The 24,927-nt window shown below is 63.2% G+C and carries 21 protein-coding genes, 1 tRNA gene and 6 pseudogenes; 6 read left to right on the top strand and 22 right to left on the bottom strand.

Going from position 1 to position 24,927, the window contains the following annotated elements:
• Positions 1-39: 39 nt before the first annotated feature.
• The 8 genes and pseudogenes from ACVWW1_RS35040 to ACVWW1_RS35005 all read right to left on the bottom strand — a co-directional run bounded on the left by ACVWW1_RS35040 (position 40) and on the right by ACVWW1_RS35005 (position 6,965).
• Positions 40-541 (bottom strand): annotated as a pseudogene (locus ACVWW1_RS35040) (Dps family protein).
• Between the two features lie 67 nt (positions 542-608).
• A pseudogene (locus tag ACVWW1_RS35035) lies at positions 609-1,290 on the bottom strand (YoaK family protein).
• Position 1,291: 1 nt separating this feature from the next.
• Entirely contained in the window at positions 1,292-2,713 is a 1,422-nt protein-coding gene (locus ACVWW1_RS35030) for an alginate export family protein (RefSeq protein ID WP_456659020.1), read from the bottom strand.
• A gap of 15 nt (positions 2,714-2,728) precedes the next feature.
• Positions 2,729-3,662 (bottom strand): annotated as a pseudogene (locus ACVWW1_RS35025) (glyoxalase).
• A pseudogene (locus tag ACVWW1_RS35020) lies at positions 3,659-4,115 on the bottom strand (DoxX family protein). Before ACVWW1_RS35020 ends, ACVWW1_RS35025 begins: the two co-directional pseudogenes overlap by 4 nt.
• A gap of 1 nt (position 4,116) precedes the next feature.
• Positions 4,117-5,997, bottom strand: coding sequence for an amidohydrolase (locus tag ACVWW1_RS35015; protein WP_456659019.1), 1,881 nt, complete (start codon positions 5,995-5,997; stop codon positions 4,117-4,119).
• Positions 5,994-6,287 carry a XapX domain-containing protein gene (locus ACVWW1_RS35010; protein WP_456659018.1) on the bottom strand — a complete coding sequence of 98 codons (294 nt, stop codon included), beginning with the start codon at positions 6,285-6,287 and terminating at the stop codon, positions 5,994-5,996. The genes ACVWW1_RS35015 and ACVWW1_RS35010 overlap by 4 nt, the downstream gene beginning before the upstream one ends.
• A 26-nt stretch (positions 6,288-6,313) precedes the next feature.
• A pseudogene (locus ACVWW1_RS35005) lies at positions 6,314-6,965 on the bottom strand (hydrolase).
• A gap of 325 nt (positions 6,966-7,290) precedes the next feature.
• On the opposite strand from ACVWW1_RS35005, the gene ACVWW1_RS35000 reads away from it, so the two are divergent.
• Together ACVWW1_RS35000 and ACVWW1_RS34995 are read left to right on the top strand one after the other, a co-directional pair.
• On the top strand, positions 7,291-8,106 hold the full coding sequence (locus tag ACVWW1_RS35000; protein WP_456660750.1) for an alpha/beta fold hydrolase: 816 nt from the start codon (positions 7,291-7,293) through the stop codon (positions 8,104-8,106).
• A 13-nt stretch (positions 8,107-8,119) separates the two neighbouring features.
• Entirely contained in the window at positions 8,120-8,752 is a 633-nt protein-coding gene (locus tag ACVWW1_RS34995) for a hydrolase (RefSeq protein ID WP_456659017.1), read from the top strand.
• Between the two features lie 18 nt (positions 8,753-8,770).
• Here the strand turns inward: ACVWW1_RS34995 and ACVWW1_RS34990 are convergent, their stop codons facing one another.
• Positions 8,771-9,577 (bottom strand): helix-turn-helix domain-containing protein, encoded by an 807-nt coding sequence (locus ACVWW1_RS34990; protein WP_456659016.1) that lies wholly within the window; start codon positions 9,575-9,577, stop codon positions 8,771-8,773.
• Positions 9,578-9,933: 356 nt separating this feature from the next.
• Here ACVWW1_RS34990 and ACVWW1_RS34985 point away from each other — a divergent pair.
• Positions 9,934-10,925 (top strand): annotated as a pseudogene (locus ACVWW1_RS34985) (LysR family transcriptional regulator).
• Here the strand turns inward: ACVWW1_RS34985 and ACVWW1_RS34980 are convergent.
• Positions 10,859-11,782, bottom strand: coding sequence for a ring-cleaving dioxygenase (locus ACVWW1_RS34980; protein WP_456659015.1), 924 nt, complete (start codon positions 11,780-11,782; stop codon positions 10,859-10,861). The pseudogene ACVWW1_RS34985 and the gene ACVWW1_RS34980 sit on opposite strands and share 67 nt — an antisense overlap.
• A 300-nt stretch (positions 11,783-12,082) precedes the next feature.
• On the opposite strand from ACVWW1_RS34980, the gene ACVWW1_RS34975 reads away from it, so the two are divergent.
• From ACVWW1_RS34975 to ACVWW1_RS34965, 3 genes are all read left to right on the top strand, one after another.
• On the top strand, positions 12,083-12,946 hold the full coding sequence (locus tag ACVWW1_RS34975; RefSeq protein ID WP_456659014.1) for an alpha/beta fold hydrolase: 864 nt from the start codon (positions 12,083-12,085) through the stop codon (positions 12,944-12,946).
• Between the two features lie 41 nt (positions 12,947-12,987).
• Positions 12,988-14,004, top strand: a complete 1,017-nt coding sequence (locus tag ACVWW1_RS34970; protein ID WP_456659013.1) for an MBL fold metallo-hydrolase — start codon at positions 12,988-12,990, stop codon at positions 14,002-14,004.
• Positions 14,005-14,077: 73 nt separating this feature from the next.
• Positions 14,078-15,706 carry an MFS transporter gene (locus tag ACVWW1_RS34965; RefSeq protein WP_456660749.1) on the top strand — a complete coding sequence of 543 codons (1,629 nt, stop codon included), beginning with the start codon at positions 14,078-14,080 and terminating at the stop codon, positions 15,704-15,706.
• Positions 15,707-15,960: 254 nt separating this feature from the next.
• On the opposite strand, the gene ACVWW1_RS34960 is transcribed toward ACVWW1_RS34965, so the two are convergent.
• The 12 genes from ACVWW1_RS34960 to ACVWW1_RS34905 all read right to left on the bottom strand — a co-directional run bounded on the left by ACVWW1_RS34960 (position 15,961) and on the right by ACVWW1_RS34905 (position 24,909).
• Positions 15,961-16,036: transfer RNA gene (locus ACVWW1_RS34960), tRNA-Phe, on the bottom strand.
• 140 nt (positions 16,037-16,176) lie between these two features.
• On the bottom strand, positions 16,177-16,359 hold the full coding sequence (yacG, locus tag ACVWW1_RS34955) for a DNA gyrase inhibitor YacG (RefSeq protein WP_456659012.1): 183 nt from the start codon (positions 16,357-16,359) through the stop codon (positions 16,177-16,179).
• A 260-nt stretch (positions 16,360-16,619) separates the two neighbouring features.
• A complete protein-coding gene (locus ACVWW1_RS34950; RefSeq protein ID WP_092123132.1) occupies positions 16,620-17,249 on the bottom strand; it encodes a Maf-like protein in 630 nt (209 codons plus the stop codon).
• Between the two features lie 194 nt (positions 17,250-17,443).
• Positions 17,444-17,908 (bottom strand): arsenate-mycothiol transferase ArsC, encoded by a 465-nt coding sequence (locus ACVWW1_RS34945; RefSeq protein WP_456659011.1) that lies wholly within the window; start codon positions 17,906-17,908, stop codon positions 17,444-17,446.
• A gap of 66 nt (positions 17,909-17,974) precedes the next feature.
• The gene (locus ACVWW1_RS34940) at positions 17,975-18,481 is read right to left on the bottom strand and encodes a UPF0262 family protein (RefSeq protein WP_092123128.1); all 507 of its coding nucleotides are present in this window, start codon (positions 18,479-18,481) and stop codon (positions 17,975-17,977) included.
• Positions 18,478-19,773, bottom strand: coding sequence for a histidinol dehydrogenase (hisD, locus tag ACVWW1_RS34935; RefSeq protein WP_456659010.1), 1,296 nt, complete (start codon positions 19,771-19,773; stop codon positions 18,478-18,480). The genes ACVWW1_RS34940 and hisD overlap by 4 nt, the downstream gene beginning before the upstream one ends.
• Before the next feature lie 138 nt (positions 19,774-19,911).
• Entirely contained in the window at positions 19,912-20,340 is a 429-nt protein-coding gene (locus ACVWW1_RS34930; protein ID WP_456659009.1) for a DUF2948 family protein, read from the bottom strand.
• A gap of 417 nt (positions 20,341-20,757) precedes the next feature.
• Positions 20,758-21,582: an alpha/beta fold hydrolase gene (locus tag ACVWW1_RS34925; RefSeq protein WP_456659008.1), complete on the bottom strand. Its 825-nt coding sequence runs from the start codon at positions 21,580-21,582 to the stop codon at positions 20,758-20,760.
• Between the two features lie 147 nt (positions 21,583-21,729).
• A complete protein-coding gene (locus tag ACVWW1_RS34920; protein WP_456659007.1) occupies positions 21,730-22,230 on the bottom strand; it encodes a hypothetical protein in 501 nt (166 codons plus the stop codon).
• A 171-nt stretch (positions 22,231-22,401) separates the two neighbouring features.
• Positions 22,402-22,710, bottom strand: coding sequence for a UBP-type zinc finger domain-containing protein (locus ACVWW1_RS34915; RefSeq protein WP_050630083.1), 309 nt, complete (start codon positions 22,708-22,710; stop codon positions 22,402-22,404).
• Between the two features lie 201 nt (positions 22,711-22,911).
• Positions 22,912-24,609 (bottom strand): FAD-dependent oxidoreductase, encoded by a 1,698-nt coding sequence (locus tag ACVWW1_RS34910; protein WP_456659006.1) that lies wholly within the window; start codon positions 24,607-24,609, stop codon positions 22,912-22,914.
• A gap of 42 nt (positions 24,610-24,651) precedes the next feature.
• Entirely contained in the window at positions 24,652-24,909 is a 258-nt protein-coding gene (locus tag ACVWW1_RS34905; RefSeq protein WP_456660748.1) for a hypothetical protein, read from the bottom strand.
• Positions 24,910-24,927: the final 18 nt, after the last annotated feature.

Raw genomic sequence — 24,927 nt, 5'->3', positions numbered from 1 at the left:
CCGGTGGCCCGCTGACCGGGCTTGGTTTAGTTAGTTCGGCTAACCCTTCCCTCGCGTGCATTCATAGAGAAACCAGGTTCTTCGCTCGGCCTCGTCGATCCAATTCTCAATAAGGCTCGTCGACGCCACGTCGTTGTACTCCTCGCAGACCGCGCGGGCCTCGCGCAGCAGCGTCGCCATCCGCTTGTTGTCATCGAGAAGCTCGGCAAGCATGTCCTCGGGAGTCACGTAGGGCGCGTCGTTGTCGAGAATCCTTTGAATTCGGTGGATATGCCCGTACCGCCGAGCTTGCGAACGCGCTCGGCGATGACGTCGGTGGTCGCGAAGATCTGGTCACCCTGCTCGTCGAGCAGCAGATGGTAGTCGCGAAAGTGCGGCCCCGACATATGCCAATGGAAGTTCTTGGTCTTTAGATAGAGCGCAAACATGTCAGCCAGCAGCCCGGTGAGGGCCGCGGAGATGTCGGTCCTCCCTTGTCGCCGAGGTCCGACGGAGTCCGGAGGGGCATCAGTCTGGTAGCTTCGGGGGAGCGGTCGTGCATTTTAGTCTCCGAGTGCTGATCGAAAGTCCAAAACTCGCCGTCGTGCCCCTTTGTCGCTCCCGTCGCATCACTTTGGCTCGGCGGCCGCCAGGAACACGGCTGGCGCCGCGATCAACGGAGGGATCGCAAAACACCACGTCCCGAGCTTCGCATAGAGAATTGCTCCGGCCGCGCAACCCAGCGCAAATGCCGTCACGCTCGCGGCCATCTTACCGATACGCGGTTTGGCCACCGACAGTACCGAGGCCGGAGCGCCCCTTATGAAGTCGGCGACGTCGATCATGATCTGGGTGGTGGTACCTGTCATGAGAGTGCTCGGAGGCTCGGTCCCCATGTGGATGCGATGCGCGGCGTTCTGAATGGCCATCGCGGCCACCAGGATCATGCCGGCGGTGATCGCCTGCCAGCTATCACCTTGCACGAATGGTCCGAAACGGACGGCGCAGGCCGCGCCAATTGCCAGCAGCATTACCTTGAGGGCGAGCATCGAGCGGAAGATCGGCAATCCGATCGCAGGCAGAAAGAAGCTGAAGACCCGAGTGCCGATCACGACCAGGCAGAAGACCGGCAGCGCCAGCAGTTTCGCGAGGGCGCCGGACGTGCCGAGCACCATCGCCGCGCCGAACGTGACGAAATTGCCGGTAACGTGCGCAGTGAACAGCCCCTTGGAGCGCGAGGAAGCCGGCGGTATCGACGAACCCCGCATTCAGGCTCATCAAAAGCGGAAGCAGGAGTATATGCCGTGGCATTTCACCAACCGTATTGGAGTTGCACGCCGAGATAGTTGCTGGTGTGGCCGCCGGCGCGGATGATCGTGTCGCCGACGTCGAAATGTACGGCTTCGATGGCGCCAGTGAGGTGATCGTTGAACGCGTAGTCGACGCGGAGCTGTCCGTAGGCTCCGGTCCAATTGCTGCCCTTTCCGGCAGTGCCGGGAACAGGCACATTGGGCTGGACGTAGATGGCGTCGGCCGTCGTTTCGCGCCACTGCAGGCCGATGGCTCCCATCACCTTCATCTTGCTCGCCGGACTGACGGTGACGGACGGCTTGACATGGACAAGGTTCACATAGCCCGTGTAGCCGGCGAGCGTGAAATAGTAGCCGTTCGGGAATAGCGGATTGAACGTCCCCACCGTGCCGTCTCCAGGATGATGGTCTCCGGAGGCAGCATCGAACTGGATGCCGAGCCGAGGCTGCCAAGGCGCGCTTGCAAAAGTGTAGCCGGTCCGTGCACCTACGGCCCAGGCGCGAATATCTGCCGTAGCCACCTGGCCGACCTGGCCCATGGCCTCAAGATCCCAATCGATGTGCTGGGCGTTGCCCGCGAAGCGCACATCGAAGACGTGCCGGTGTTCGTCGCCGAACGCGTCGAGGTACTTGGCGTTGTTCCGTTCGTACAGCGAATAGTAGGCCGACAGCTCCTTGTCGCCGAGCACCTTGCGCTCGACCCTCAACGTGCTGAAGCGGAAGCTGTCGTTGGACGTGTCGTCGAACGGACGACCATCGAAATATTGGACTGGACGGCTGACGAAGCCGATGAACCGCCAGACGCCGGTCTCCCAGTCAGCCCAGAGCGCATCGAACGACTGCCGTACGTTCGGCCCATCCCGTGACGATACGAAACGCTGCAGGTCGAAGGCAAAGTCCTGCCGCCCGACGCGCGCCTTCAGCGTTCCGCCCGAGAACGTGTTTACATATTCCAGAAAGGCAAGACGAAGGTCGAGCCTATCCTGATCGACTGGCGAGATGCTCAGTTTGTCGAATGCGCGATCATCCTCCAACTGAACGAATGCGCGCCAGTTTTCGTCGAAATGAACGTCTGCATGGACCTGCAGTCGTTGCAGGAGGTAGCTGTCCGACGGCGTGTGGCCGGTGCCGAAGCCCGCCGCGTCGTTGCTCTCGAAACGCTCGCGCAACGTGGCGCCTAACGAGATGTAGCTCTTCGGGTCGGTGGCCCAAAGCGGAATGTATTTGAGCTCGTCGAACGGCTCGGTCCGTAGCCTCGGATCAGCGAGAACGGACCAGTCCTCTGCCCAGCGGTTTGCTTGAATAGCGGGTCGTTTCGGAAGCGTCGCGTCTCCATCATCCGCGAGCGCGTGGTCGATTCCGGCGCCAAACGTGGCAAGTACGAGCAAAATCCAGGAGCTCCGCAGACCGGCCAGATGCGACATCGACAGTCATCACCCTTATTTGCCACTGGTCCGCGGGGCGTTCTTCGGAGCGAGCGAGTGAATTTCGGCGACGTATCCGCCCGGAAACATGACGAACGCCGCAGAGCGGCCGTCCGATGTGGAGGGTTCGACGAGCACGGTGGCGCCGGCGCTCTTCGCCTTGTCGAGCGTCGCAGCAAGATCAGCCACTTCGTAACCTGTCGTCTCCCGCCCATAGGGATAGGGCAGATGGCCATCCGTGACCAGTACGACCATCTTCCCGAAGGAGGACTCGATCCGGATGCGCCTGTAGGTGGCGTCCGACCTGCCGATCTCGACGCCCGGCGCTTTTCCGTCATCGGAGACGATCCTGCCACGGGAAAATGCAACGAAGCTCTTGGTGAACGCGGCCGCCCGGTCCGGTGAGACGTACACGCGGTTCTCCGGAATCCGCTCGAACGCGGCGTAATTGGGCTTCGTCGTGTGCCAGTAGATTTGCAGGTTGACGCCGCCAAGGCCACTGAATCACGGCATCGCGCCCGATGGGATCGGGGAAAGTGGAAACGATTACGTCGGCGCCCGCTGCGCGCGCCGCCTTGATTGCCTCGTCCATGTCGCTGACGAGATAGCCGTTCCGTTCCGCGCCGAACGGATACGGGATCGGCGTCTTGAAGCCAAACAACGAGACGGTGCCCACGGGCGTTTGCAGCAATTGCGACGTGGTGCTGCTTGGCGTAGGCGTGACAGTCGCCACCACCTGCTTGGTGCTCTTGCCGCCGAACGTCGCGACGAAACTCGTCGCGAACTTGTCCACATCCTCAGGGGCCACATACACGTGGGTCGTATCATATTGAGGGGCGACGGCGACCATTGTCTCCTTGGACTTCGTCGCTTCCTTTCCAGCAACTGGCCCAGCCGTCGTGATAGCCGCGGAAAACGCCAAAAGAGCGAGGATTCTTGTTGATTTCATTTCGACACTCCTTGGAAGGCATGAGATCGCGCAGCCCGGATCGAGCCCGGAAGAAGCCTGGTCGGCAGCTATCGACACGATGATGAGGCCCGCAATCAACCCGAGATGTTCAAAGAAGGCATTAGTGGCCATGAATCTTTCATGGCCATCCATTGTCCAGAAGGCGTTGGCGGTGAGCATCGCGACGAACGTCAGCACACCGAGCCCGCCTGCTCCAAACCACACGAAGCGATTGACGATGACAAGCAGTGAACCACCAAGTTCGACCACAATGGCGGCTGCAGCCCACAGTGAGCCCGGATACAGGCCGAAGTGTTCTTGCTCGGCCGCCGCGCCCGCGAAGTCGAGCAGCTTGGTAAAGCCGCCGAGCACGTAGGCCGAGACCAGCGCCAGCCTCGCTGCATGCCACAGCGGAGGCCAACGCAGAATCGCGGATACCCAGTTCGGCGTCATATCAGACCGCCCAGCAGGCGCACCCGAGAGCGCCCCAGAAGCTTCTGAGGTCGGAAACGGGGAGACGGCTCGACCATGCCGAGGCATGATCATGTCCGTGCACGCCACAGGAGTTGGCGCAGCCGCACATCTGCGCAGCCTTCATGGCGAGGCCGCTTTCCTTCGCCTTGCCGTCGGCCCAGGCAGCATAGCCACCGAAGCGCCTGACCGGCGACCAGTCGGGCATGGCCGGCGGCGGGGTAACCGCCTCCAGTTTCGAAAAGTCGCCTGCGCCGAACACGATCTTGCCGCCCACCATCGTCAGCACGGACGTCGTGTCGGCTATCTCAGCCTCGCTGCAGGAGAAGTAGTCCCGATCCGGAACGACTAGATCGGCGAGCTGACCAACCTGGATCCGGCCCTTGTTGCCCTCCTCATTGGAGAACCACGTTACGTTCTCGGTCCACATCCGCAGCGCTGTCTCGCGATCCAGGCAGTTGCGTTGCGGCGTAATCCGCAATCCCCCGACGGTGCGCCCGGTGACGAGCCACGATAGCGAGACCCACGGGTTATAGGAGGCAACCCGCGTCGCGTCTGTGCCGGCGGAAACCTTGACGCCCTTGTCCAGGATCTTCTTGACCGGCGGCGTAGCTTCGGCGGCCCCAGCCCCATAGCGTTCCACGAAGTATTCGCCTTGATAGGCCATTCGGTGCTGGACGGCGATGCCGCCTCCGAGCGCCGCAATCCGGTCAATCGACTGATCCGAGATCGTTTCTGCATGATCGAAGAACCAGTGAAGCCCTTCCAGCGGCAGGTCCTGGTCGACACGCTCGAAGACGTCCAACGCGCGCGAGATCGTCTCGTCGTAGGTCGCATGCAGCCGCCATGGCCACTTGTTCTGGACGAGAACCCGCACGACTTCCTCGAGCTCACCCTCCATCTCAGGCGGCATGTCCGGTCGTGCGACCCGGAAATCCTCGAAATCGGCGGCGGAGAACACCAGCATCTCGCCTGCGCCGTTGTGCCGGAAATAGTCGTTACCCTGCTTGTATTTCGAAGTCTTCGTCCAGTTCAGGAAGTCATCCTTCTCGCCCTTGGGCTTCTGGGTGAAGAGGTTATAGGCGAGCCTGATGGTCAGAAGGCCTTCATCGTTGAGCTTCTGGATGACGGCATAGTCTTCCGGATAATTCTGGAATCCGCCGCCCGCATCGATGGCGCCGGTGACGCCCAGGCGGTTCAACTCTCGCATGAAATGGCGGGTCGAGTTGACCTGGTAGTCGAAAGGCAGCTTGGGACCTTTGGCGAGCGTGGCGTAGAGGATGTTTGCGTTCGGCTTGGCCAGCAGCAATCCCGTCGGATTTCCCTTCGCATCCCGCATGATTTCACCGCCCGGCGGTTCCGGGGTGTCCTTGGTGTAACCGACGGCGCGCAGCGCGGCCCCGTTCAGGATGGCCCGATCGTAAAGATGGAGCAGAAAGACCGGCGTCTCCGGAGCGACTGCGTTGAGCTCGTCGATCGTCGGGAGCCGCTTTTCGGCGAACTGATGCTCGGTGAACCCACCGACCACCCTCACCCACTGCGGTGGCGGGGTGACGGCGACCTGACGCTTCAGCATATTCATCGCGTCGGCGAGCGAACGCACGCCGTCCCACCGGAGCTCCATGTTGAAGTTCAAGCCGCCACGGATGATGTGGAGATGGTTGTCGATCAGGCCGGGCAGCACACGGCGCCCTTTCAGATCGACGACTTTCGTGGTCGGCCCGGCGAGCTTCATCACCTCATGGTCGTGTCCGACGGCCACGAACCTGCCGTCGGCGATTGCGACAGCCGAAGCGGTCGGATTCGATCGATCGAGCGTCGTGAACAGACCGCGATGCAGGATGACGTCCGGTGCCATGCTCATGAGTGTTTCTCCAGGCCTTCTTCCAACGCAGCGGCGTTTCGTGATTGGTCGCTTTGACGTCCGGGCAGCATCCCGAACATGTGCGGAGCACACTTAGCCTGCTGCCACGCGGATGCGAGCCCGTGCCCGGCCAGCAACTGGCGAGCAACGGGAACGATCTGTTCGCCGGCGAGAATGCCGAGAAGCCCAACCAGGGCGACTAACGGCGGGGCCGGCGAACGCACATTCAAGAGGCTATAGATGACGCCGACCAAAAGGCCGGCGCCGAGTGACAACAGATAGATTTTCATCACGGCGATCCGCGATTTGAGGAGGTCTAGCCGGCTTTCGCGCCGCCTTCGGAGGCGTGCTCTCCCAGCGCCCACTTGGAGAAGCGGATCTGAATTCCGTAGGGTGAATGTGCGCGCTGGATGTCCATCATTCCTTCGTAGGTTTCGCTGCGCGCCCAGTCCTGCTGAAGCTCGTAGGCATACTGCGAAGAGGTGATGGGAACAGCGCCCGCCTGGATGGCGCGCTCCATTGCACGATTGTGCGCTTCGAGCGAGAGGTCGCCGCAAGCGTCGGCGGCGATGTAGATCTCATAGCCTTCCTTGAGCATGTCCAACGTCGGGAAGATCACACACGCCTCGGTCCAGAGACCCGCCAGCACGAATTTCTTGCGACCAGTGGCAGCCACTGCCTTTCGGAAGTTCGCATCGAGCCAGGAATTCCATGGACGTGCGGTCGATAACGTCGTGCTTCGGAAACAGCGAGGTCACTTCCGGAATGAACGGCCCGGAAAACGAATCACGCGCTACCGTTGTCAGCACGGTCGGGATTTTGAAAAGCTTGGCCGCCTTTGCGAGGATCTGAACGTTGTTGATCGTGACCAAGCGGTCATGCGATTGAACACCCTGGAACATGGCCGGCTGATAGTCGATCAGCGCGATGGCGCTGTTGTCCGGGGTGAGCATATCGAGTTTCGACATCTGGTAGGCTCCTTGCGATCGGCATAGGCGATCGAGCGAAAGGGGGATGGTGCAAGCGGCTGCATCGTGAACCCTGAACGCCGATGGAGCTTGGACGATTTCGTCGTGCCTTGGACTTCGGCCCGATCATTCATCCCAGTGCGACGAATTGCCGAGCGTCCTCTCAAGGGCAATCAAGGGCACCGGTTCGGGATCGCCAGCATGTCCAAAGCACGCGCAGATAGTCCAAGCCAACCTCCGCTCCATCCGCGACGTTGCTCGCAGGAGCCGGACGACCTCGCAGGATGGCGCCCCGGACCTGATAACCTCGTCACAGGAGCGAACGATGGCGTTGCTGAAATTGCAGGACGGTACCGAGCTTTATTACAAGGACTGGGGAAGCGGAAAGCCGATCCTGTTCAGCCATGGCTGGCCGCTCAGCGCAGACATGTGGGACGCGCAGATGCTCTTTTTGGCGGAGCGTGGCTACCGAACCGTGGCATTCGATCGCAGGGGCTTTGGCCGGTCGAGCCAGCCCTGGACGGGCTACGATTACGATACCTTCGCCGACGACATCGCTGATCTCGTCAAGCATCTCGATCTTAAGGAGGTCACGCTCGTCGGATTCTCCATGGGCGGCGGAGACATCGCGCGCTACGTGGCACGCCATGGGACCTCGCGGGTCGCCAAGTTCGTTCTGCTCAGTGCCGTGACGCCCCTCTTCGTCAAGACCGCGGATCACGACGGCGTCGACAAGTCGGTATTCGAAGGCATCAAGACCGGATTGGTCAAGGATCGCCCACAATTCCTCGACGACTTCAGCCCCCTCTTCTACGGCACGAACCACGGCATGAAAGTGTCCCAGGGCGTGTTCAAGCAGACCTTGCAGATCGCACTTCAGGCGTCGATCAAGGCGACCATCGATTGCGTCACCGCATTTTCGGAAACCGATTTCCGGCCCGACATGGCCAAGATCGACGTGCCGACACTGGTGATCCATGGTGAGGACGATCAGGTCGTACCGCTTCCCCATACAGGCAAGCTGGCTGCCGAGATGATCAAGGGCGCCAAGTTGAAGACGTATCCGGGCGCGCCGCACGCGACGGCGACGACACATGCCGACCAGGTCAACGCCGACCTGCTCGCGTTCCTGAAAGCCTAGCCGGAGAATATCGATGGCACCGAATCCGCTTCATCTGCTCGAGCCCAAGGACTGTGCCCTGCTTCTGATCGACCAACAGGCCGGCCTAGCATTCGGTGTGGGTTCGATCGACCGGCAGGTTCTTATGAACAACGTGGTCGCGCTCGCCAAGACCGCGACCGTGTTCGGTCTGCCGGTCGTAGCCTCGACCTCAGCCACAAAAGTGTACAGCGGTCCGCTGATGCCGGCAGTCAGGTCAGCGCTTCCGGGCGTCGAGCCCGTCGACCGGCGCAGCATGAACGTGTGGGAGGATGACAAGGCGCGTGAGGCCATCCTCGCCACCGGTCGAAGCCGCTTGATTGTTTCGGGCCTGCTCACCGAGGCCTGCGTGACGTTCGCGGTGATTTCGGCGCTATCGGCCGGCTTGGAAGTCTACGTCGTCGGCGACGCCTGTGGAGGGTTGACGACCGCAAGCCACGAACTGGCTCTCGGGCGGATGCAGGCCGCCGGTGCCCGCCCTACATCCTGGATTCAGGTCCTGCTAGAGATGCAGCGTGACTGGACGAGGCACGAAACATACGATGGCGCGCGCGCCATCGTCGAATCTCATGCTGGTGGATACGGGATCGGCTTTGCCTACGCCCGCGACATGATCCGTCCCGCCTAGGAGGGGATCGCGTTCCAGTCAGCCCTCGGAGCGGGCCCTTCGCCAGGCTCCGGGGCTTGCGCCAACGCTGCGGGAGAATACCCTGGTGAAGTAGCTCTGGTCGCCGAAACCGCAGATGAGCGCGATATCGGCGAGCGGAAGCCTTGTAGTCAACATCAGACGCTTGGCCTCGTCGATGCGAAGCTGAGACAGGAATTCGTGCGGCGCGACACCCGTGCTGCGCCGGAATGACCTCGCGAAGTGGCTCGGCGTCAACTTGCATTCCGCGGCGACATCAGCGATCGTCAGATTGCTGGCAAGGCGCGTCCGCATGATCTCCTTGGCCCGTCGCTCCTGCCATGGTGCCAGTCCGCCGCCTGAGACCCCGTCGCTCGGCCGCATGCCACCGTAGGTCTGGGCGACGTGGGCGAGCACACTGAGCCCGATCTGGTCGATGAAGAGCTGGTTTGTGGCCGGATCCTGCTCCACCGCGCTGAGCAGTACGCTCGACAGCGTCGACAGGAACGGATCACGCTGATCTCTGCTCCATTTGAGGGTCGAGACGGGTTTGGCTCCATGCTCGCGAGCGAACTCGTCCAGAGCCTTCCGGGGAACGTAGTATTGAACAGCGTCAAACGGCCCCTTGAATTCGCATTGCGGATCGTCGCGAAGGTCGATCACGCTGACGGTCCCCGCACCGAATGCTCCCGAATACCTCGGCCGTCCGGCGAGCCAGCAGGAATGCCCCTCGAGATCGCCGAGCTGCTGCAGGATGCTGAAGGCCGGTTCGGAAGGAATGGCCGCCGTCCGTTCCCGAACGAAGCGAGAGCAGGTCAGTCGGGTCATTGCGAGCGCCAACTCGCCCTCGCGACGGATACGTAGCAGGCAATCGCCCTCCATACCGAGGTGCTGGCTGAGGCGGCGACCGTAGAAGCCTCCAGACGCAATATCAGCCTCTTCCATCATTGGAGTCACAAAGCTATCCGCCGTTGGATATATTCACCGAAGGGCCACATCGTCGCGTCTATCGAAACAATAATCTCTGTTCAAGTCGCCGATCCGGACAGCTGCCGACCGCAACGTGCTAATCGGAAAATCGACCGGAAAGGAAACGATGATCCAGGATAGGTGACATTTGCCGGGCTTGATAATCCGCCCCAATTCCACTTTATCTGTGAAACGGTTTCATAGATGGGCAGGTGATGGATAATCGGATCGGCGAAATGCAAGTCTTCCTCCGCGTGGTGGAAGCCGGGAGCTATTCCGAGGCGGCTCGTCGCCTCTTGATGACGCCGTCCACCGTCAGCAAGCTCATCGGAAGGATCGAGGTTCGGCTCGGCGTTCGGCTGTTCGAACGTTCGACGCGGAGGCTTTGTCTGACGTTCGAAGGCCGGACGTACTATGAGAAGAGCCTCGCATTGCTGGCCGAACTCGATGGCATCGAGCGCGGCATTTCTCGGGGCGCAGCGACGGCCGGAGGGGGACGATCCGCGTCAACGCCACCGTTTCCTTCGGCATCCTCGGCCTTGAACCCCTGTTCCCGGCTTTTTGGGAAGCTCATCCCGACATCGTAATCGACCTCTCGCTGTCTGACGAGATCGTCGACCTGTACCTCGACCGAACCGATGTCGCCTTCCGCGTCGGCCCCTTGCAGGACTCTGCGATGGTCGCCCGACGCATTGCGGTCGTCAAGAGAAGGATCGTGGCATCTCCCGGCTACATTGACCGCTTGGGTGAACCAAAAAGGGTGGATGATCTTTCCAGTCACAACTGCCTGGGATTCAATTTCCGGCGCTCTGCGCCGGTCTGGCCTCTGAAGGAGAGCGGGCGAATTGTCGACCGGGCGGTCAGCGGCTCCCTGCTTGCGAACAACGCCCAAACCTTGCGGCGAATGGCAATCGCGGGCATCGGCCTCGCCCGGCTCGCCGACTATCACATTCGCGATGATATAGCGGCAGGCCACTTGGTCGAAGTGCTCGAGGGTACCGCAGGCGACGAAGAGCAAGTGCACGCGCTCTATCACGGAGGCCCCCGGCTGCCTTCGCGCGTGAAAGCATTCCTCGACTTCGTCTGCCCGCGACTTACCGATTTCATGGAAGGTCGAGCTCTCGATGATCGACAGCCCGTTCAATTGAGCGGCGGTAAGATCGCCTGCAACTCGGCGCGGCGCTCTTCGAGAAATGCAGGAAGCTGAAGTTTCTGGCCCAGCCGCTCCGGCGCCTCGTCGACGGCAAATCCAGGACCATCGGTCGCAATTTCGAAAAGCACGCCGCAGGGCGCGCGAAAGCCTACCGCGTTCAGGTAGGTTCGCTCGATGGGATCGCTCACCACGATGCCGTACGTCGACCGAAGCTTCTCGACCATTGCCGTTCGGTCGTCCAGATCCCTGGCGCGGAAAGCGACGTGCCGGATGGTGCCCCCGCCGAGGCGTCCCCGCGAGGACTTCCCGATCATGCGCAACGTGATCGTGCCGCCCGAGCCGTCATGGGCCACGAAGCGCATGGTTCCTTCCCGATGAGCGACCAATTGGAAATCGAATACCTTCTGGAGGATGTCGATGGTCGCATCCTCTTCGCGGACGTTCAGCGTAACGCCATGAAGGCCGCGCAGCGCGCGATCGGCCGTTGAGTTTTGGTCGGCTTGCCCCGACTTCGCTTCCCATGTCTCGATCAGCGAGAGCGCCGTACCATCGGGATCCGCGAAACAGAGCACGCGTTCCCCGAAGGGCGATACTTCCATTCGACTGGGTACACCTAAGGATTCGAGCCGATCTGCCCACCAGTCCAGCGAATTCGGCGCCACGCGGAAGGCGGTCTGCACGACCTCGCCGGCACCGATCATCCCCGGCGTCACGCAGTTCCAGGCGAGCGTGCTGATCACGGCGCCCGGATTTCCGAGGTCGTCGCCGTAGTACACGTGGTAACTGCCAGGGTCGTCATAGCAGACGGTCTTCTTGACCCGCTTGAGTCCTAGAATACCCGCGTAGAAGTCGGCGGCGCGGCGTGCATCGCCGATGATCGCCGTGACGTGATGGAGTCCCCGTGCGTTCACGTAATCGCTGTCCGATACGCGGTCCTGAGGCGGCCCGCTCGGTCTGTGATATTCATGTTACGAGTCCTCCCTCTCGCTGGGGTAACTGTCGTTTCAACTACACAATCCCGAACAACACCACTACGTCTTGGACTTTCTCGCGGTAATGGAACCGCCGGCAGGGCAAAAATCGGTACGACCGCGGGCGTTTTCACTGTTGCTGCGACGCAATCGTACAAAGTGTCGTGAAAGCCTGCAATCAGTCCCGACCGACTTGACGAAGGATGGCCGCCTGAAACCTTGCACCCAGGCATCAAATCGGTGACCACCATTCGTCGGACGACGTGCCGGGCCAACGGCATCAGACAATTTTACCTCCAGGCCGGGGCCGGCCCACCGGTCGTCCTGCTACACGGCTTCCCGGAGACCAGCTTCGCTTGGCGCTTCCAGATTCCGGCGCTCGCCCCTCACTATCGAGTGATCGCTCCGGATCTTCGTGGATACGGCGAGACCGACAAGCCGACGAGCGGCTACGACAAGAGGACGATGACCAACGACATCGTCGAGTTGTTGAAGGCGCTCGGGGTCGGACGGGTCGCACTGGTCGGACACGACCGCGGCGCGCGGCTCGCCACCCGTCTCGTCAAGGATCACCCGGACATCGTCGACCGTCTCGTGGTCATGGACAACGTCCCGACCCGCGTCGTCGCGCGCGAGATGAACGCCAAGGTCGCACGCGAATACTGGTTCTTCATGTTCCACCAGATTTCCGATCTGCCGGAGGCGTTGATCGCCGGGCGAGAGGACATCTGGCTTCGGCACTTTTTCTCCGACTGGTGCCACGATCCGTCGACGATCATCGGCGAAGCGTTCGAAACCTACGTGAATGCCTATAGAGCGCCGGGCGCCGTGCGGGGCGCGATGGCGGACTATCGAGCGAGCGCGGAAGACGTCGCTCAAGACCTCGAAGACGCCGATAAGAAGATCAAGTGCCCTGTTCTCTCCCTTTGGGGCGAAGATTTCGGCGCCGTAGGACGTCTGTTCGATATGAAGGCGGCCTGGAGCGAGATGGCAGAAAACCTCACCGTGGCTCCAATCGAACGCTGCGGCCACCTTCCGCAAGAAGAACAACCGGAAGCCGTCAACAGGCTGCTTCTCGGTTTCCTGAACGGCTGGAACGGCTAGACGCCCGCAACTGAGCTGGCATCTGAAGATGAGGACAAGAAATGAAGCCCATCCGCACGGTCGCGCTCTTGGCGCTCATATCGCTGTTGTCCCATGAGCAGGTGGATGCCGGTGCTCCGCAGGTCCGCGCCCAGGCACCAGGCTTCTACCGCATGATGCTTGGTCACGTGGAAATAACAGCTTTGCTCGACGGCACGCATCCGTTTCCCGTCCGCGATGTGATGACACGAAATGAGACGATGCCTAGCGGCGAACGGAAAGCCGTGAAGCTTGCGGAGAGTCATCCCGGCAAAGCCGAGGCCCTGCTCGCGGCGTCCGATCTCTCTGCTCCCGTAGAGGGCTCGATCAATGCCTTCCTGGTGAACACGGGAGAGAAGCTCATTCTGATCGACAGCGGCGCCGGCAGTCTATATGGCGCATGCTGCGGACACCTGCTGGAAAATCTTAGGACATCCGGATACAAGCCGGAGCAGATCGACGAGATTTATCTGACGCACCTTCACGCAGATCATGTCGGTGGCATCGCGCCTCAAGGAAAGCCCGCATTTCCCAATGCCATCATCAGGGTCAATCAGAAGGATCTGGACTACTGGCTCGACGCCAAGAACGAGAACGAAGCCCCGAAATTTCTCAAGCCGATGTTCGAGGGCGACCGCGCTTCGTTAAAGCCCTATCTGGAGGCGGGCCGGCTTAGGCCCTTCTCGGAGGGCCAGGAACTCTCGCCGGGGATCAGGGCGATCCCCACTCCCGGACACACGCCTGGCCACACGTCGTACGAAATCTCCAGCGAAGAGCAAACGCTTCTCGTTTGGGGCGATCTCGTCCACGTGGCGCCAATCCAATTTCCTGACCCCGCCGTGACGGTGACCTACGATAACGATCCGATCTCGGCGGAGGCGGAACGAATGGGGGTCTTCGGTCAGAGCGCCCGGACTGCAACCTGGATCGCGGCAGCTCACATCGCATTTCCGGGTATCGGACACGTCCGATCGGTCGACGGCCGGTTCGAATGGTTGCCTGCCAATTACACCACGGTTTTGAATCCAACGCGTGACTGACGACGGAAATCCGGACAATTGGACGATCTCCGGCAGCCTTCGCGGGCACAGTTTGATGGGTCGAGTGAACGTGATGTCTTCAGCCAACGAGAAACCAACCCCATCGGAAGCCTCGCGCAGCGCTTCTCCATGGATCGCATTTCGCCATACCACCTTCACGGTTGTGTGGACCGCGACCGTAGTCGCCAACGTCGGCACGTGGATGTACAACGCGGCGTCCGGATGGCTGATGACCAGCCTCGATGCCGATCCACTTACCGTCTCCCTGGTTCAGGTTGCGAGCAGCCTTCCAATGTTTCTATTCGCGCTCCCGGCCGGTGCGCTGGCGGATACGGTCGACAAGCGCCGTTTTTTGATCGGTTGTGAGATCGTCCTTACGATCGTCGCGGCAGCAAGCGCGGTGCTCGTCGGGCTTAACCTCGTCACCCCTCCCGTCCTGCTGCTGTTCACGTTTCTGCTTGGCACAGGCGCGGCATTTACCGCGCCGGCATGGCAATCGGTTGTCCCGCAGCTTGTCCCGAAGCAGGATCTGGCAGCGGCGGTCGCCAGCAACGGCGTGGGCGTTAACATCAGCAGAGCCATCGGGCCGGCGCTGGGCGGCGCGGTCATCGGCGGATTGGGCATCGCTGCACCCTTCTGGATCAACGCGCTGAGCAATTTCGCCGTGATCGGAGCGCTGCTTTGGTGGCGCCCGGCGTCCTCGCAAGGTAGCGCGCTGCCACCGGAACGTCTCGCCGGCGCCATGGTGATCGGCTTCCGCCATGCGCGATTCAATCCGAGGCTCCGTGCCACACTCGTTAGGGCGGCAGCGTTCTTCTTCTTCGCGAGCGCCTATTGGGCGCTGCTCCCACTCGTCGCGCGCAATCAGATCGCAGGCGGTCCAGAACTCTACGGCTTTTTGCTCGGCGCGATCGGCGTGGGCGCCGTCGTCGGTGCGTTCATGCTGTCCTGGATGAAGGCGACCTTCGGGTCCGACGGGCTCGTCGCTGCCGGCACCGCCGGCACTGCGCTCAGTTTGATCCTCCTGGGCATCGCGCGTTACTCAGAGATCGCACTCGCGGCATGCCTGATCGCAGGCATTTCATGGATCGCCGTCCTCGCGACGGTCAACGTCTCAGTTCAGGTCTCGTTGCCGGATTGGGTGCGCGGCCGCGGATTGGCCATTTTTGTTACCGTGTTCTTTGGAGCGATGACCGCCGGCAGCGTACTTTGGGGACAGCTTGCCTCAGGACTCGGTTTGCCCGCCGCGCATTTCCTCGCCGCTGCGAGCGCCATCGCGGGAATCGCACTCACCTGGCGTTGGAAGCTTCAGACAGGTGCGGGAATCGATCTTGCGCCCTCGATGCATTGGCCGGCACCTGTGTTGGCGATCGACGCAGCCGCCGACCGCGGGCCAGTCCTGGTTACGGTCGAGTACCGCATCGCTCCAGAACGCCGTGAATCTTTCCTCATCCATATCAGAGATTTGGAACAACAACGACGGCGGGACGGCGCCTATTCGTGGGACGTCTTCGAGGACGCCGCCGAAAGCGGGCGCTTCCTGGAAACGTTCATGGTAGCGTCATGGCTCGAGCACCTGCGACAGCACCAGCGCGTGACGAACGCAGATAGGGTCGTTGAGGACGCGATCCACGCGTTTGGCGCTGCGGCCGAGCCCAAGGTGACTCACTTCGTCGCCGCCAATTTTCGGCAAAGCTCTTAGCCATCCTCGCAAGGCTGTGCTCCATAGAGCTCGAGCGATCGTTTCCGCCGGTCTCCTAATTAGTCGCGATTCTCCCATCCACCGCCGGCAAGAAGTGCGCCGACTTCCCTTCGGAGGCGGGCGCCCAGGATCGCTTATTATCGCAAGCATCGGTGGTTGTGGGGACTGAGAGAAATTCGCGAGCGCTCTTCGCGCTTAGCATCAAGCGAACGCAATCGTACAAGATCGTACTCCAGCGTGGAAAAGCGTATTTTTGGTGCCCAGGGGCGGGATCGAACCACCGACACTGCGATTTTCAGTCGCATGCTCTACCAACTGAGCTACCTGGGCAAACCCGCGGGGCCGAAAAGGCCGGAGCGAGCGGGCGGTTTATAGAGAGGTCGGGGCGCTGTGTCCACCCGCCTTCGCCAAAGGCTTCGGCGCGGCGGGCCCGCCCGGCATTGTTTCCCCAACTTGTTGGGAAACCTTTGCTATTCCGGGTCCTCCGCGTCGTCCTCGCGGCCGGGAACGACGTAGCGGCCGCTGAGCCAGCGGTTGAGGTCGACGGCGCGGCAGCGCGACGAGCAGAACGGGAGAAAGGCCTGCTGGGCGGGCTTGCCGCAGATCGGGCAGGTGCGCGCGGTGGCCGGGGGTGTTTGGGCTTGGTCAGTCATGGCTGGGACGGAGTTTACACCAGTTGGCAATTGAGGAGGCGATCGCTTGTTCCGCTATGCTCCGGCTCCTCTTCCCTTCTCCCCTCTTGTCCGCCGAAGCCTTGGCGGAGGCGGATGTGGGAGAAGGTGGCGCGCAGCGCCGGATGAGGGGTTCTCTCAGCGGCGACAGACCCCTCACCCAAATCGCATCTGGCGATGCCATTTGACCTCTCCCACAAGGGGAGAGGTGCACCGCGAATGCCGATACATCAGGATTGATCTCACACGGCGACGGCGTTGAGCCAGCCGTGACGGATCGGAAAGCCCTCACCGCCGAGCAGGGTCACGGTCTCGTAGAGCGGCAGGCCGACGACGTTGGTGTAGGAGCCGACCATCTTGACCACGAAGGATCCGGCGATGCCCTGCACGGCATAGCCGCCGGCTTTGCCGCGCCATTCGCCGGAGCCGATATAGGCCTGGATATCGTCGTCGCTGAGCCGCTTGAACCGCACGCGGGTCTCGACCAGGCGCTGGCGGAACGCCTCGCGCGGCGTCACCACGCAGATCGCGGTGTAGACGCGGTGATTGCGGCCCGACAGCAAGCGCAGGCACTGCGCGGCCTCGTCGACCAGATTGGCTTTCGGCAGGATGCGGCGGCCGACCGCGACCACGGTGTCGGCGGAAATGATGAAGGAGCCGCGCAGATCGTCGTCGAGCTGCACCGACTTCAGCGCCGCGTCCGCTTTCGCACGCGCCAGGCGGTTGGCGCAGGCGCGCGGCAACTCGCCCCGCCGCGGGGTCTCGTCGACATCGGCCGGGCGCAGCGCGTCGGGCTCGATACCGGCCTGGTTGAGCAGGGCCAGCCGCCGCGGCGAACCGGAAGCAAGAACGAATTTGGGACGGCCTAGCATGCGGGCTTTTGGGCTGAATCGGGGGGACGGACGCGGGCGGAACCTATCGGATGGGGCATGGATGCACAACCTTGGAACCGGCCGCGAATCGCGCTTCCCCGTGGGCGACAAGGCCCCATAAGCACAGCTGTTTGTCAGTCTGGCGACAAGGGGCCGACCTGCGAATCGGAACACGCGGGTCTCTGCGCTGAGCCTCACAGGTTCGCGACGCCGGCCTTGGTGAAGCGGCGGCGGATGCGCAGCAACAGGCCGTCGCAAACCTCGCGATAGGCGGCGAGCTTCTGCTCGCGATTGCCGCTGGTGCCGGTCGGATCAGGGGTCGGCCAGTATTCGACAGCGGCGGCGAGGGTCCGGGTCAGGTCGAGCGCCTTGTGGTGTGCCTCGGGCGACAGCGTGATGATGAGGTCGAAGTTCAGCCCCTCCCAATCCTCGAGCTCCTCGAAGGTCTGCGGCTTGTGGTCGGAAATGTCCTGGCCGAACTCGGCCATCACAGCGACCGCGAACGGATCGAGTTCGCCCTTCTTCACGCCGGCGGAGCGGACATAGACGCCTTGCGGGAACATCTGCTGCAGCAGGCTTTCGGCCATGGGCGAGCGCACGGCGTTGTGCCCGCATGCGAACAGCACGGCCTGCGGGGAGCGCGCGCGCGGCGCTTCCATGCGATCAGGCTTTTTTCGACCGGGGTACGCCCCCGTCGTCTGGCGAAGCGGAGATCATTTTCGGGATCATGCGCCCTCACCCTTCCAGTGCAGCACAGTGATCAGCGTGAACAGCCGCCGCGCGGTCTCGAAATCGACACGCACCTTGCCCTTGAGCCGCTCCTGCAGCGTGCGCGAGCCCTCGTCATGGATGCCGCGGCGGCCCATGTCGATCGCCTCGATCTTGTCCGGTGTCGCGGTACGGATCGCCTGATAGTAGCTGTCGCAGATCATGAAGTAATCCTTCACGACGCGGCGGAACGGCGTCAGCGACAATAGATGCGCCACCACCGGCGCGCCGTCCTCTTTCCTGATATCGAACATCAGCCGGTTGCCGGTGATCGCGATATGCAGGGTGTAGGGCCCCGGCCCGGCTGCGCCTTCAGGCGCGAACAGGTTCTGCTCGACCAGGTCGTAGATGGCGATCGCCCGCTCATGCTCGATGTCGGGCCCGGAACGGCCGATCGATTCCTCGTCGAGCGTCACCGCGACGATGCGATTGTTGGAATCCTCGTCGTCTGGTGGCTTGTTCATGAGAGGTTGAGGCGCAATCCGACGGAACGTGAATGGGCATCGAGACCCTCGGCCTGGCCGAGCGTCATCGCGGCGGGCCCGAGCGCACGAAGCTGATCCGGCCCGCACCGCAGGATCGAGGTTCGCTTCATGAAGTCAAGCACCCCGAGGCCCGACGAGAACCGCGCCGAGCGCGCGGTCGGCAGCACATGGTTGGAGCCGCCGACATAGTCGCCGATCGCCTCCGGGGTATGGGGCCCGAGGAAAATCGCCCCGGCGTTGCGGACCTTTTTGGACAGGCCCTCGGCGTCCGCGGTCATGATCTCCAGATGCTCGGCCGCGATCGCATTGGCGAGATCGACCGCGTCGTCGAGCTTTGCGACCATGATCACGGCGCCAAAATCGTCCCACGAGGCGCGTGCAATGGCCGCACGCGGCAGCGTCGCAAGCTGCGCCTCGACCGCACGCTCGACATCGGCCGCGAGCCGTGGGCTGTCGGTGATCAGGATCGACTGCGCGCTGACGTCATGCTCGGCCTGAGCCAAGAGATCGGCCGCGATCCAGTCGGCATTGCCGGTGTCGTCGGCGATCACGAGCACCTCGGATGGGCCGGCGATCATGTCGATGCCGACCTTGCCGAACACCTGTCGCTTGGCCGCGGCGACATAGGCGTTGCCGGGGCCCACGATCTTGGCGACCGGCGCGATGGTCGCGGTGCCGTAGGCCAGCGCCGCCACCGCCTGGGCGCCGCCGACCCGATAGATCTCCGAGACGCCGCCGAGATGGGCGGCCGCGAGCACCAGCGGGTTGAGCTTGCCGTCCGGCGCCGGCACCACCATCACCACCCGCGGCACGCCGGCGACCCGGGCCGGCACCGCATTCATCAGCACCGAGGACGGATAGGCCGCGGTGCCGCCGGGCACATAAAGCCCGACCGCATCGACCGCGCTCCAGCGCCAGCCGAGCTCGACACCGGCGGCGTCAGTGAAGCGCTCGTCCTTGGGCAGCTGGCGGCGGTGAAAGGTCTCGATCCGGTCGCGCGCGAATGTCAGCGCCTCGACGGTCTTGGCGTCGCAGGCCGCAACCGCGGCGTCGATCTCGGCGGCGGTGATGCGCAGGCCGGCGGCCTCGAGTTCGAGCCGGTCGAACTTTTTGGTCGCCTCGAGCAGCGCCGCATCGCCGCGGGCCGCCACGTCATCGACAATGGCGCGGGTGGCGCGCTCGACGTCGGCCGATACCTCGCGCTTGGCCGCCAGGAATTCGCGGAAGCGTTGCTCGAAATCGGCGCTCTGTCGGTCCAGGCGAACGGGCATGGCGGCTTTCTGAAGAGGAATTCGGGTCCCTGCTCAATGGCGCGGCGGATAATGGCCGTCAACCCTTGGGGGAAGCTGAAATTGCTGTCGTCCCGGCCTAGTGCGCAATTGCGCACGGGGGGCCGGGACGACCAAGGACTACCCCGGCCCCACCCCGAGATCGTCGGGTCCGAGATCGGTCAATTCGCACTCCAGGCACTCGACATCGAGCCGCAGCGCCGCACCCTGGCCGAACATCAGCAGCGCACTGCCGCCCGGCGGGTCGGAGGCGTGGAATTCGATCCCGAGCAGTTCCAGGGTGGCTTGCGGCGCCTCCAGGTCGATATTGCGCGACTTGCATGCCAGCACCCGGTCGAACCTGAGCGCGGCGATCAGCCGGCGCGAAGACGTGGCGCCGGCCAGCGTCTGCTCCCAGTCCAGCCGGTTCAGGCCGACCACGAGGCGTTTCTCGTCCTGGCGCCAGACGATGTCGGCGGGCTGGACGCGGGCGTCCTGTACATGGGCGGAGATCACCGCGAGGTCATCGGCATCGAGGGCGATCAGTTTCAGCGGTGGGGGTGAGGACATGCGATGACTATAACGCCTTGCGGCCCCGGAGGTACCAGTGGCCGCAAGGAAATCCCGATCGAGGGAACCGGCAGGCGCACGAGCAAAATATCGAAAACAACCCCATGCAAAGGAGCTGGAAGCTGCGCGGCATGACCCGATCCCCGGTTGCGCATTGTAAATTCGCGCAAGTCGGGCAGGCCCGACCTGCGTTGGGGAGGGTTGGGGAGAGGGGTAAGCCTCGGGCGAGGTAATCGATGAAGCGATGGGCTTCGCAACCTGGAATGCATTTCGAGAGCGCGCGCCGTGTGGCCCCCTCTCCCTAACCCTCCCCCGCAAGGGGGGAGGGAACCCTTCCGCCAGTGCTTCCCTTACGCAACAGCCTGCCAAGTCCGCATTGGATGGCGTTGCGAAGTGCGAAGCACACAGCCCCGGCCCTCACCCCTTGATGAACGCCAGCAGGTCCGCGTTGATCGTCTCGGCCTCCGTCGTCAGCATGCCGTGCGGGAAACCCTTGTAGGTCTTCAGCGTGCCGTTCTTCAGAAGCTTGGCCGAGAGCGGGCCGGAATCGGCATAGGGCACGATCTGGTCGTCGTCGCCATGCATCACCAGCACCGGCACGTTGATCTTCTTCAGATCCTCGGTGAAGTCGGTCTGCGAGAACGCGACGATGCCGTCGTAATGCGCCTTGGCGCCGCCCATCATGCCCTGCCGCCACCAGTTCTGGATCACGGCTTCGGACGGCTTTGCGCCGGGCCGGTTGTAGCCATAGAACGGGCCAGCCGGCAGGTCACGGTAGAACTGCGAGCGGTTGGCCGCGAGCTGCGCCTGCAGGCCGTCGAACACCGATTTCGGCAGGCCGCCCGGATTATTCGCCGTCTGCACCATCAGAGGCGGCACCGCGCTCAGGATCGCGGCCTTCGCCACCCGGCTCTCGCCGTGACGGGCGATGTAGTGCACCACCTCACCGCCACCGGTGGAATGACCGACATGGACGGCGTTCTTCAGGTCGAGATGCGCGGTAACCGCCGCGAGGTCGTCGGCATAGTGGTCCATGTCATGGCCGTCGGCGACCTGGGCGGAGCGGCCGTGACCGCGGCGGTCATGGGCAACGACGCGGAAGCCATGGTTGAGGAAGAACAGCATCTGCGCATCCCAATCGTCCGACGACAGCGGCCAGCCATGGCTGAACACGATCGGCTGTCCCGAACCCCAATCCTTGTAGAAGATCTCGACACCGTCTTTGGTGGTGATGATGGGCATTTGATTGCTCCTCTTGTTGCTGATCTTTCCAGGTCCGGCACGCCAGGCGTGAACGGATCTCGAGCGACGGCGCGTGTTTCCGACACGCCACCGCGCATCCTCTTCTATGCGGTGCGTCGTCTTGAAATGATGTCATTCTCGCCTGGATCAGGCGAAATTGACCGGCCTGAACCGGCGCCATGCGCCGATGATCATCACGACGAAGAACACCAGCACGATGCCCTGCACTGCCCCGAATATCGGCCCGGACGGCGGGTTCGGCGGCACGGCCGGCGCCAGCGCCTGCAGCGCGGGCACCTTGAGGAAGCTCTGGATCACCAGCACGAAGACGTTGAGATAGAGCGAGACCATCGCGGTCACGATATAGATCGGACGCCAGGCGCCCTTGAGCTGCATCGCATAGAGCGCGATGCAGGCGATCGCGAGCAGCACCAGCGAGAGGCCGCCGATGATGTGCGACGGCAGCAGCTTCTCGGTCACCAAAGGCGGGATCACAAAGCCGGTGGCGTTGGTCAGGATCGTGAGGATGAGGAAGATCGCAGTCAGTCCGGGCATCGCGCGCGAGCCGAGCAGGCCGAACATCACGACCACACCGGCGACAATCGCAATCAGGCTGATGATGACATGGACAAGCACGATCGTCGACATGTGGCGCACTCTCCGTTGAGAACCCACGCCACGTTACGATGCATCTTCGAAAATTGCTACATGGTTCGATGGCAGGACGGACGACATCTCATGAAAATGATGCCGGTTCTCGCCAAATGATTTGACGCCGATGCTGCGCGCCGAAGCACCTGCGCGTCGTGAGACCTTGAATCAATAGTAGCGCGGGATCGGCCCGTCATGCGGCGTCTTGCGCTTCGACAGGTCGAACAGCACCTCGTCGACATAGCACCAGCCCCAGCCTTCCGGCGGATCGTAGCCCTCGATCACGGGATGGCCGGTGGCGTGGAAATGCGCCGTCGCATGCCGGTTCGGCGAGTCGTCGCAGCAGCCGACATGGCCGCAGGTCCGGCAGATCCGCAGGTGCAGCCAGCGGCTGCCGCTCTTCAGGCATTCCTCGCAGCCGCGCGCACTCGGCGTGACGTCCTGGATGCCGGCGATATGGGTGCAGCCTTTTGGCATTTTGATCTCTCGTTCGGATGCGGTTGCTTCGAATTCAGCTCGTTCGCCTGCCTGATCCGTCATCCTGAGGCGCTCGCGCAGCGAGCCTCGAAGGATGAATCGGCCACCAGCGGGGCCGTGCATCCTTCGAGGCTCGCTCAGCTCGCACCTCAGGATGACGGGATAGCTCGTGCTCGCCGCATCGATCGCCCATTGCGGCGGCTACAGCGACGGGCTGCCGTCATCGGCGAGATAGCCGTGCAGGGCGGCGACGACCTGCGCGCCCTCGCCGATCGCGCCGCCGACGCGCTTGACCGAACCGGAGCGGACGTCGCCGACGGCGAACACGCCGGGCACCGTGGTCTCGAGCAGCGGCACGGCGGGCGCGCCGTCGCCGTTCTGCACGCCGGTCACCACGAAGCCGCCGCGATCGACCTGCACGCCGCAGCCCTCGAGCCAGCCGGTCGCCGGATCGGCGCCGACGAACAAAAAGAGATTGCGGATATCCATGGTGAACTCGTCGGGCCCGAGCCGGCTGCGCCAGCGCACGCGTTCCAACGTCTCCGCGCCTTCGAGCCCGATCACCTCGGTGTTGAACATCAGTTCGATGTTCGGCGTCGCCTCGATGCGCTCGATCAAATAGCGCGACATGCTTGCCCCGAGCCCGCCGCCGCGGATCATCATGTTGACCCGGCGCGCATGCGCCGACAGGAACACCGCCGCCTGGCCTGCGGAGTTGCCGCCGCCGACCAGCACGACGTCCTGCTGCGCGCAGAGCTTCGCCTCGATCGGCGAGGCCCAGTACCAGACACCGCGGCCCTCATAGCTCTCGAGATTGTCGATCGCCGGCCGGCGATAGCGCGCGCCGCTCGCGACCACCACCGACTTGGCGCGCAGCGTGTGCCCGCAGCCGGTGGCGAGCGTGAACGCGCCCGACGCCTTCGAGCAGTCGAGCGATTTGATCGAGACCGGGATCAGCATCTCGGCACCGAATTTCTGCGCTTGGTTGAAGGCGCGCCCGGCCAACGCCTGGCCGGTGATGCCGGTCGGGAATCCCAGATAATTCTCGATCCGCATGCTGGCGCCGGCCTGGCCGCCGAAGGCGCGGGAATCGAACACCGCGACCGACAGGCCCTCGGAGGCCGCGTAGACCGCGGTGGAGAGCCCGGCCGGGCCGCTGCCGACCACGGCGACATCGTAGAGCTTTTCATGTGCGCTGTTGCCGATCATGCCGAGCGCCATCGCAAGCGCGGTCTCGGACGGATTGCGCAGCACCGTGCCGTTCGGACAGACCACCAGCGGCAGTTCGGCGCGTGTCGGCGAATAGCGCGCGACGAGGTCGGCCGCATCCTTGTCGGTCTCGGGATCGAGGACGTGGTGCGGCTGGCCGTTGCGCGCCAGGAAATTTTGCAGCGGCGCCATGTTGCCGACCGATGCGGAGCCGATCAGCACCGGCCCGCCGGCGCCGCCCTGGATCAGGCTGACGCGGCGCAGGATCAGCGCGCGCATGATGCGCTCGCCGAGATCAGCCTCGGCGACCAGCAGCGCGCGCAGCCGCTCGGGCGGCAGCAAGAGCGTCTCGACGGGGCCCTCGGCATGGCCGTCGACCAGCGCGGCGCGGCCTGAGAGCTGGCCGATCTCGGCAAGGAATTGCCCCGGCCCCTGGTCGATGATCGGCGTGACACGGCCGAGGCCATCGCGCTGCGAGATCGACACGCTGCCCGACAGCACCACGAACATGCCGGGCCCCGGCTTGCCCGTCTCGAACAGCGCCTCACCGTCCTTGTACGCGCGCGGCTCGCCGAAGCGGCGCATCCGCTCGATCTCGTGCGCCGTCAGGGTCGGAAAGGTCTGCTCATGGCGCGGAAAGGCGGTGGCGGTCGCGTTCAACCGATCGATCGTCGTCTCATCCATAGCCATCTCGGCAACCCGCTTCTCTTTGCAACACACACACGAGCCGGCTTAGCGGCCCGACTCGTTTCCATCGGCGTCATCTAGCGAGCCGCCATCTAGTGAGCCACGGGCCGGTTCGGAAGAGGCCCCATCCTCGCGACCGCGCGCCTGCGATTTCCGCCGCTTCAGATTTTCGCGCAGCGCCAGCTTGAGACGATCCTGTCGTGAATCCTTCACGCGGGCTCCGGCCTGCCCGCCGCCCTTGCCTTGATCGCCTGTCATTCCCGAAACTCTCAAACCGCCGACGTCCTGCGCGAGGCCGACCATAGCCAATGGCCGCCCCCC

The organism is Bradyrhizobium sp. JR3.5, from assembly GCF_054057015.1.
Note: the sequence above shows the minus strand (reverse complement) of the source record. Positions and strands in the feature narration are given on the sequence as shown.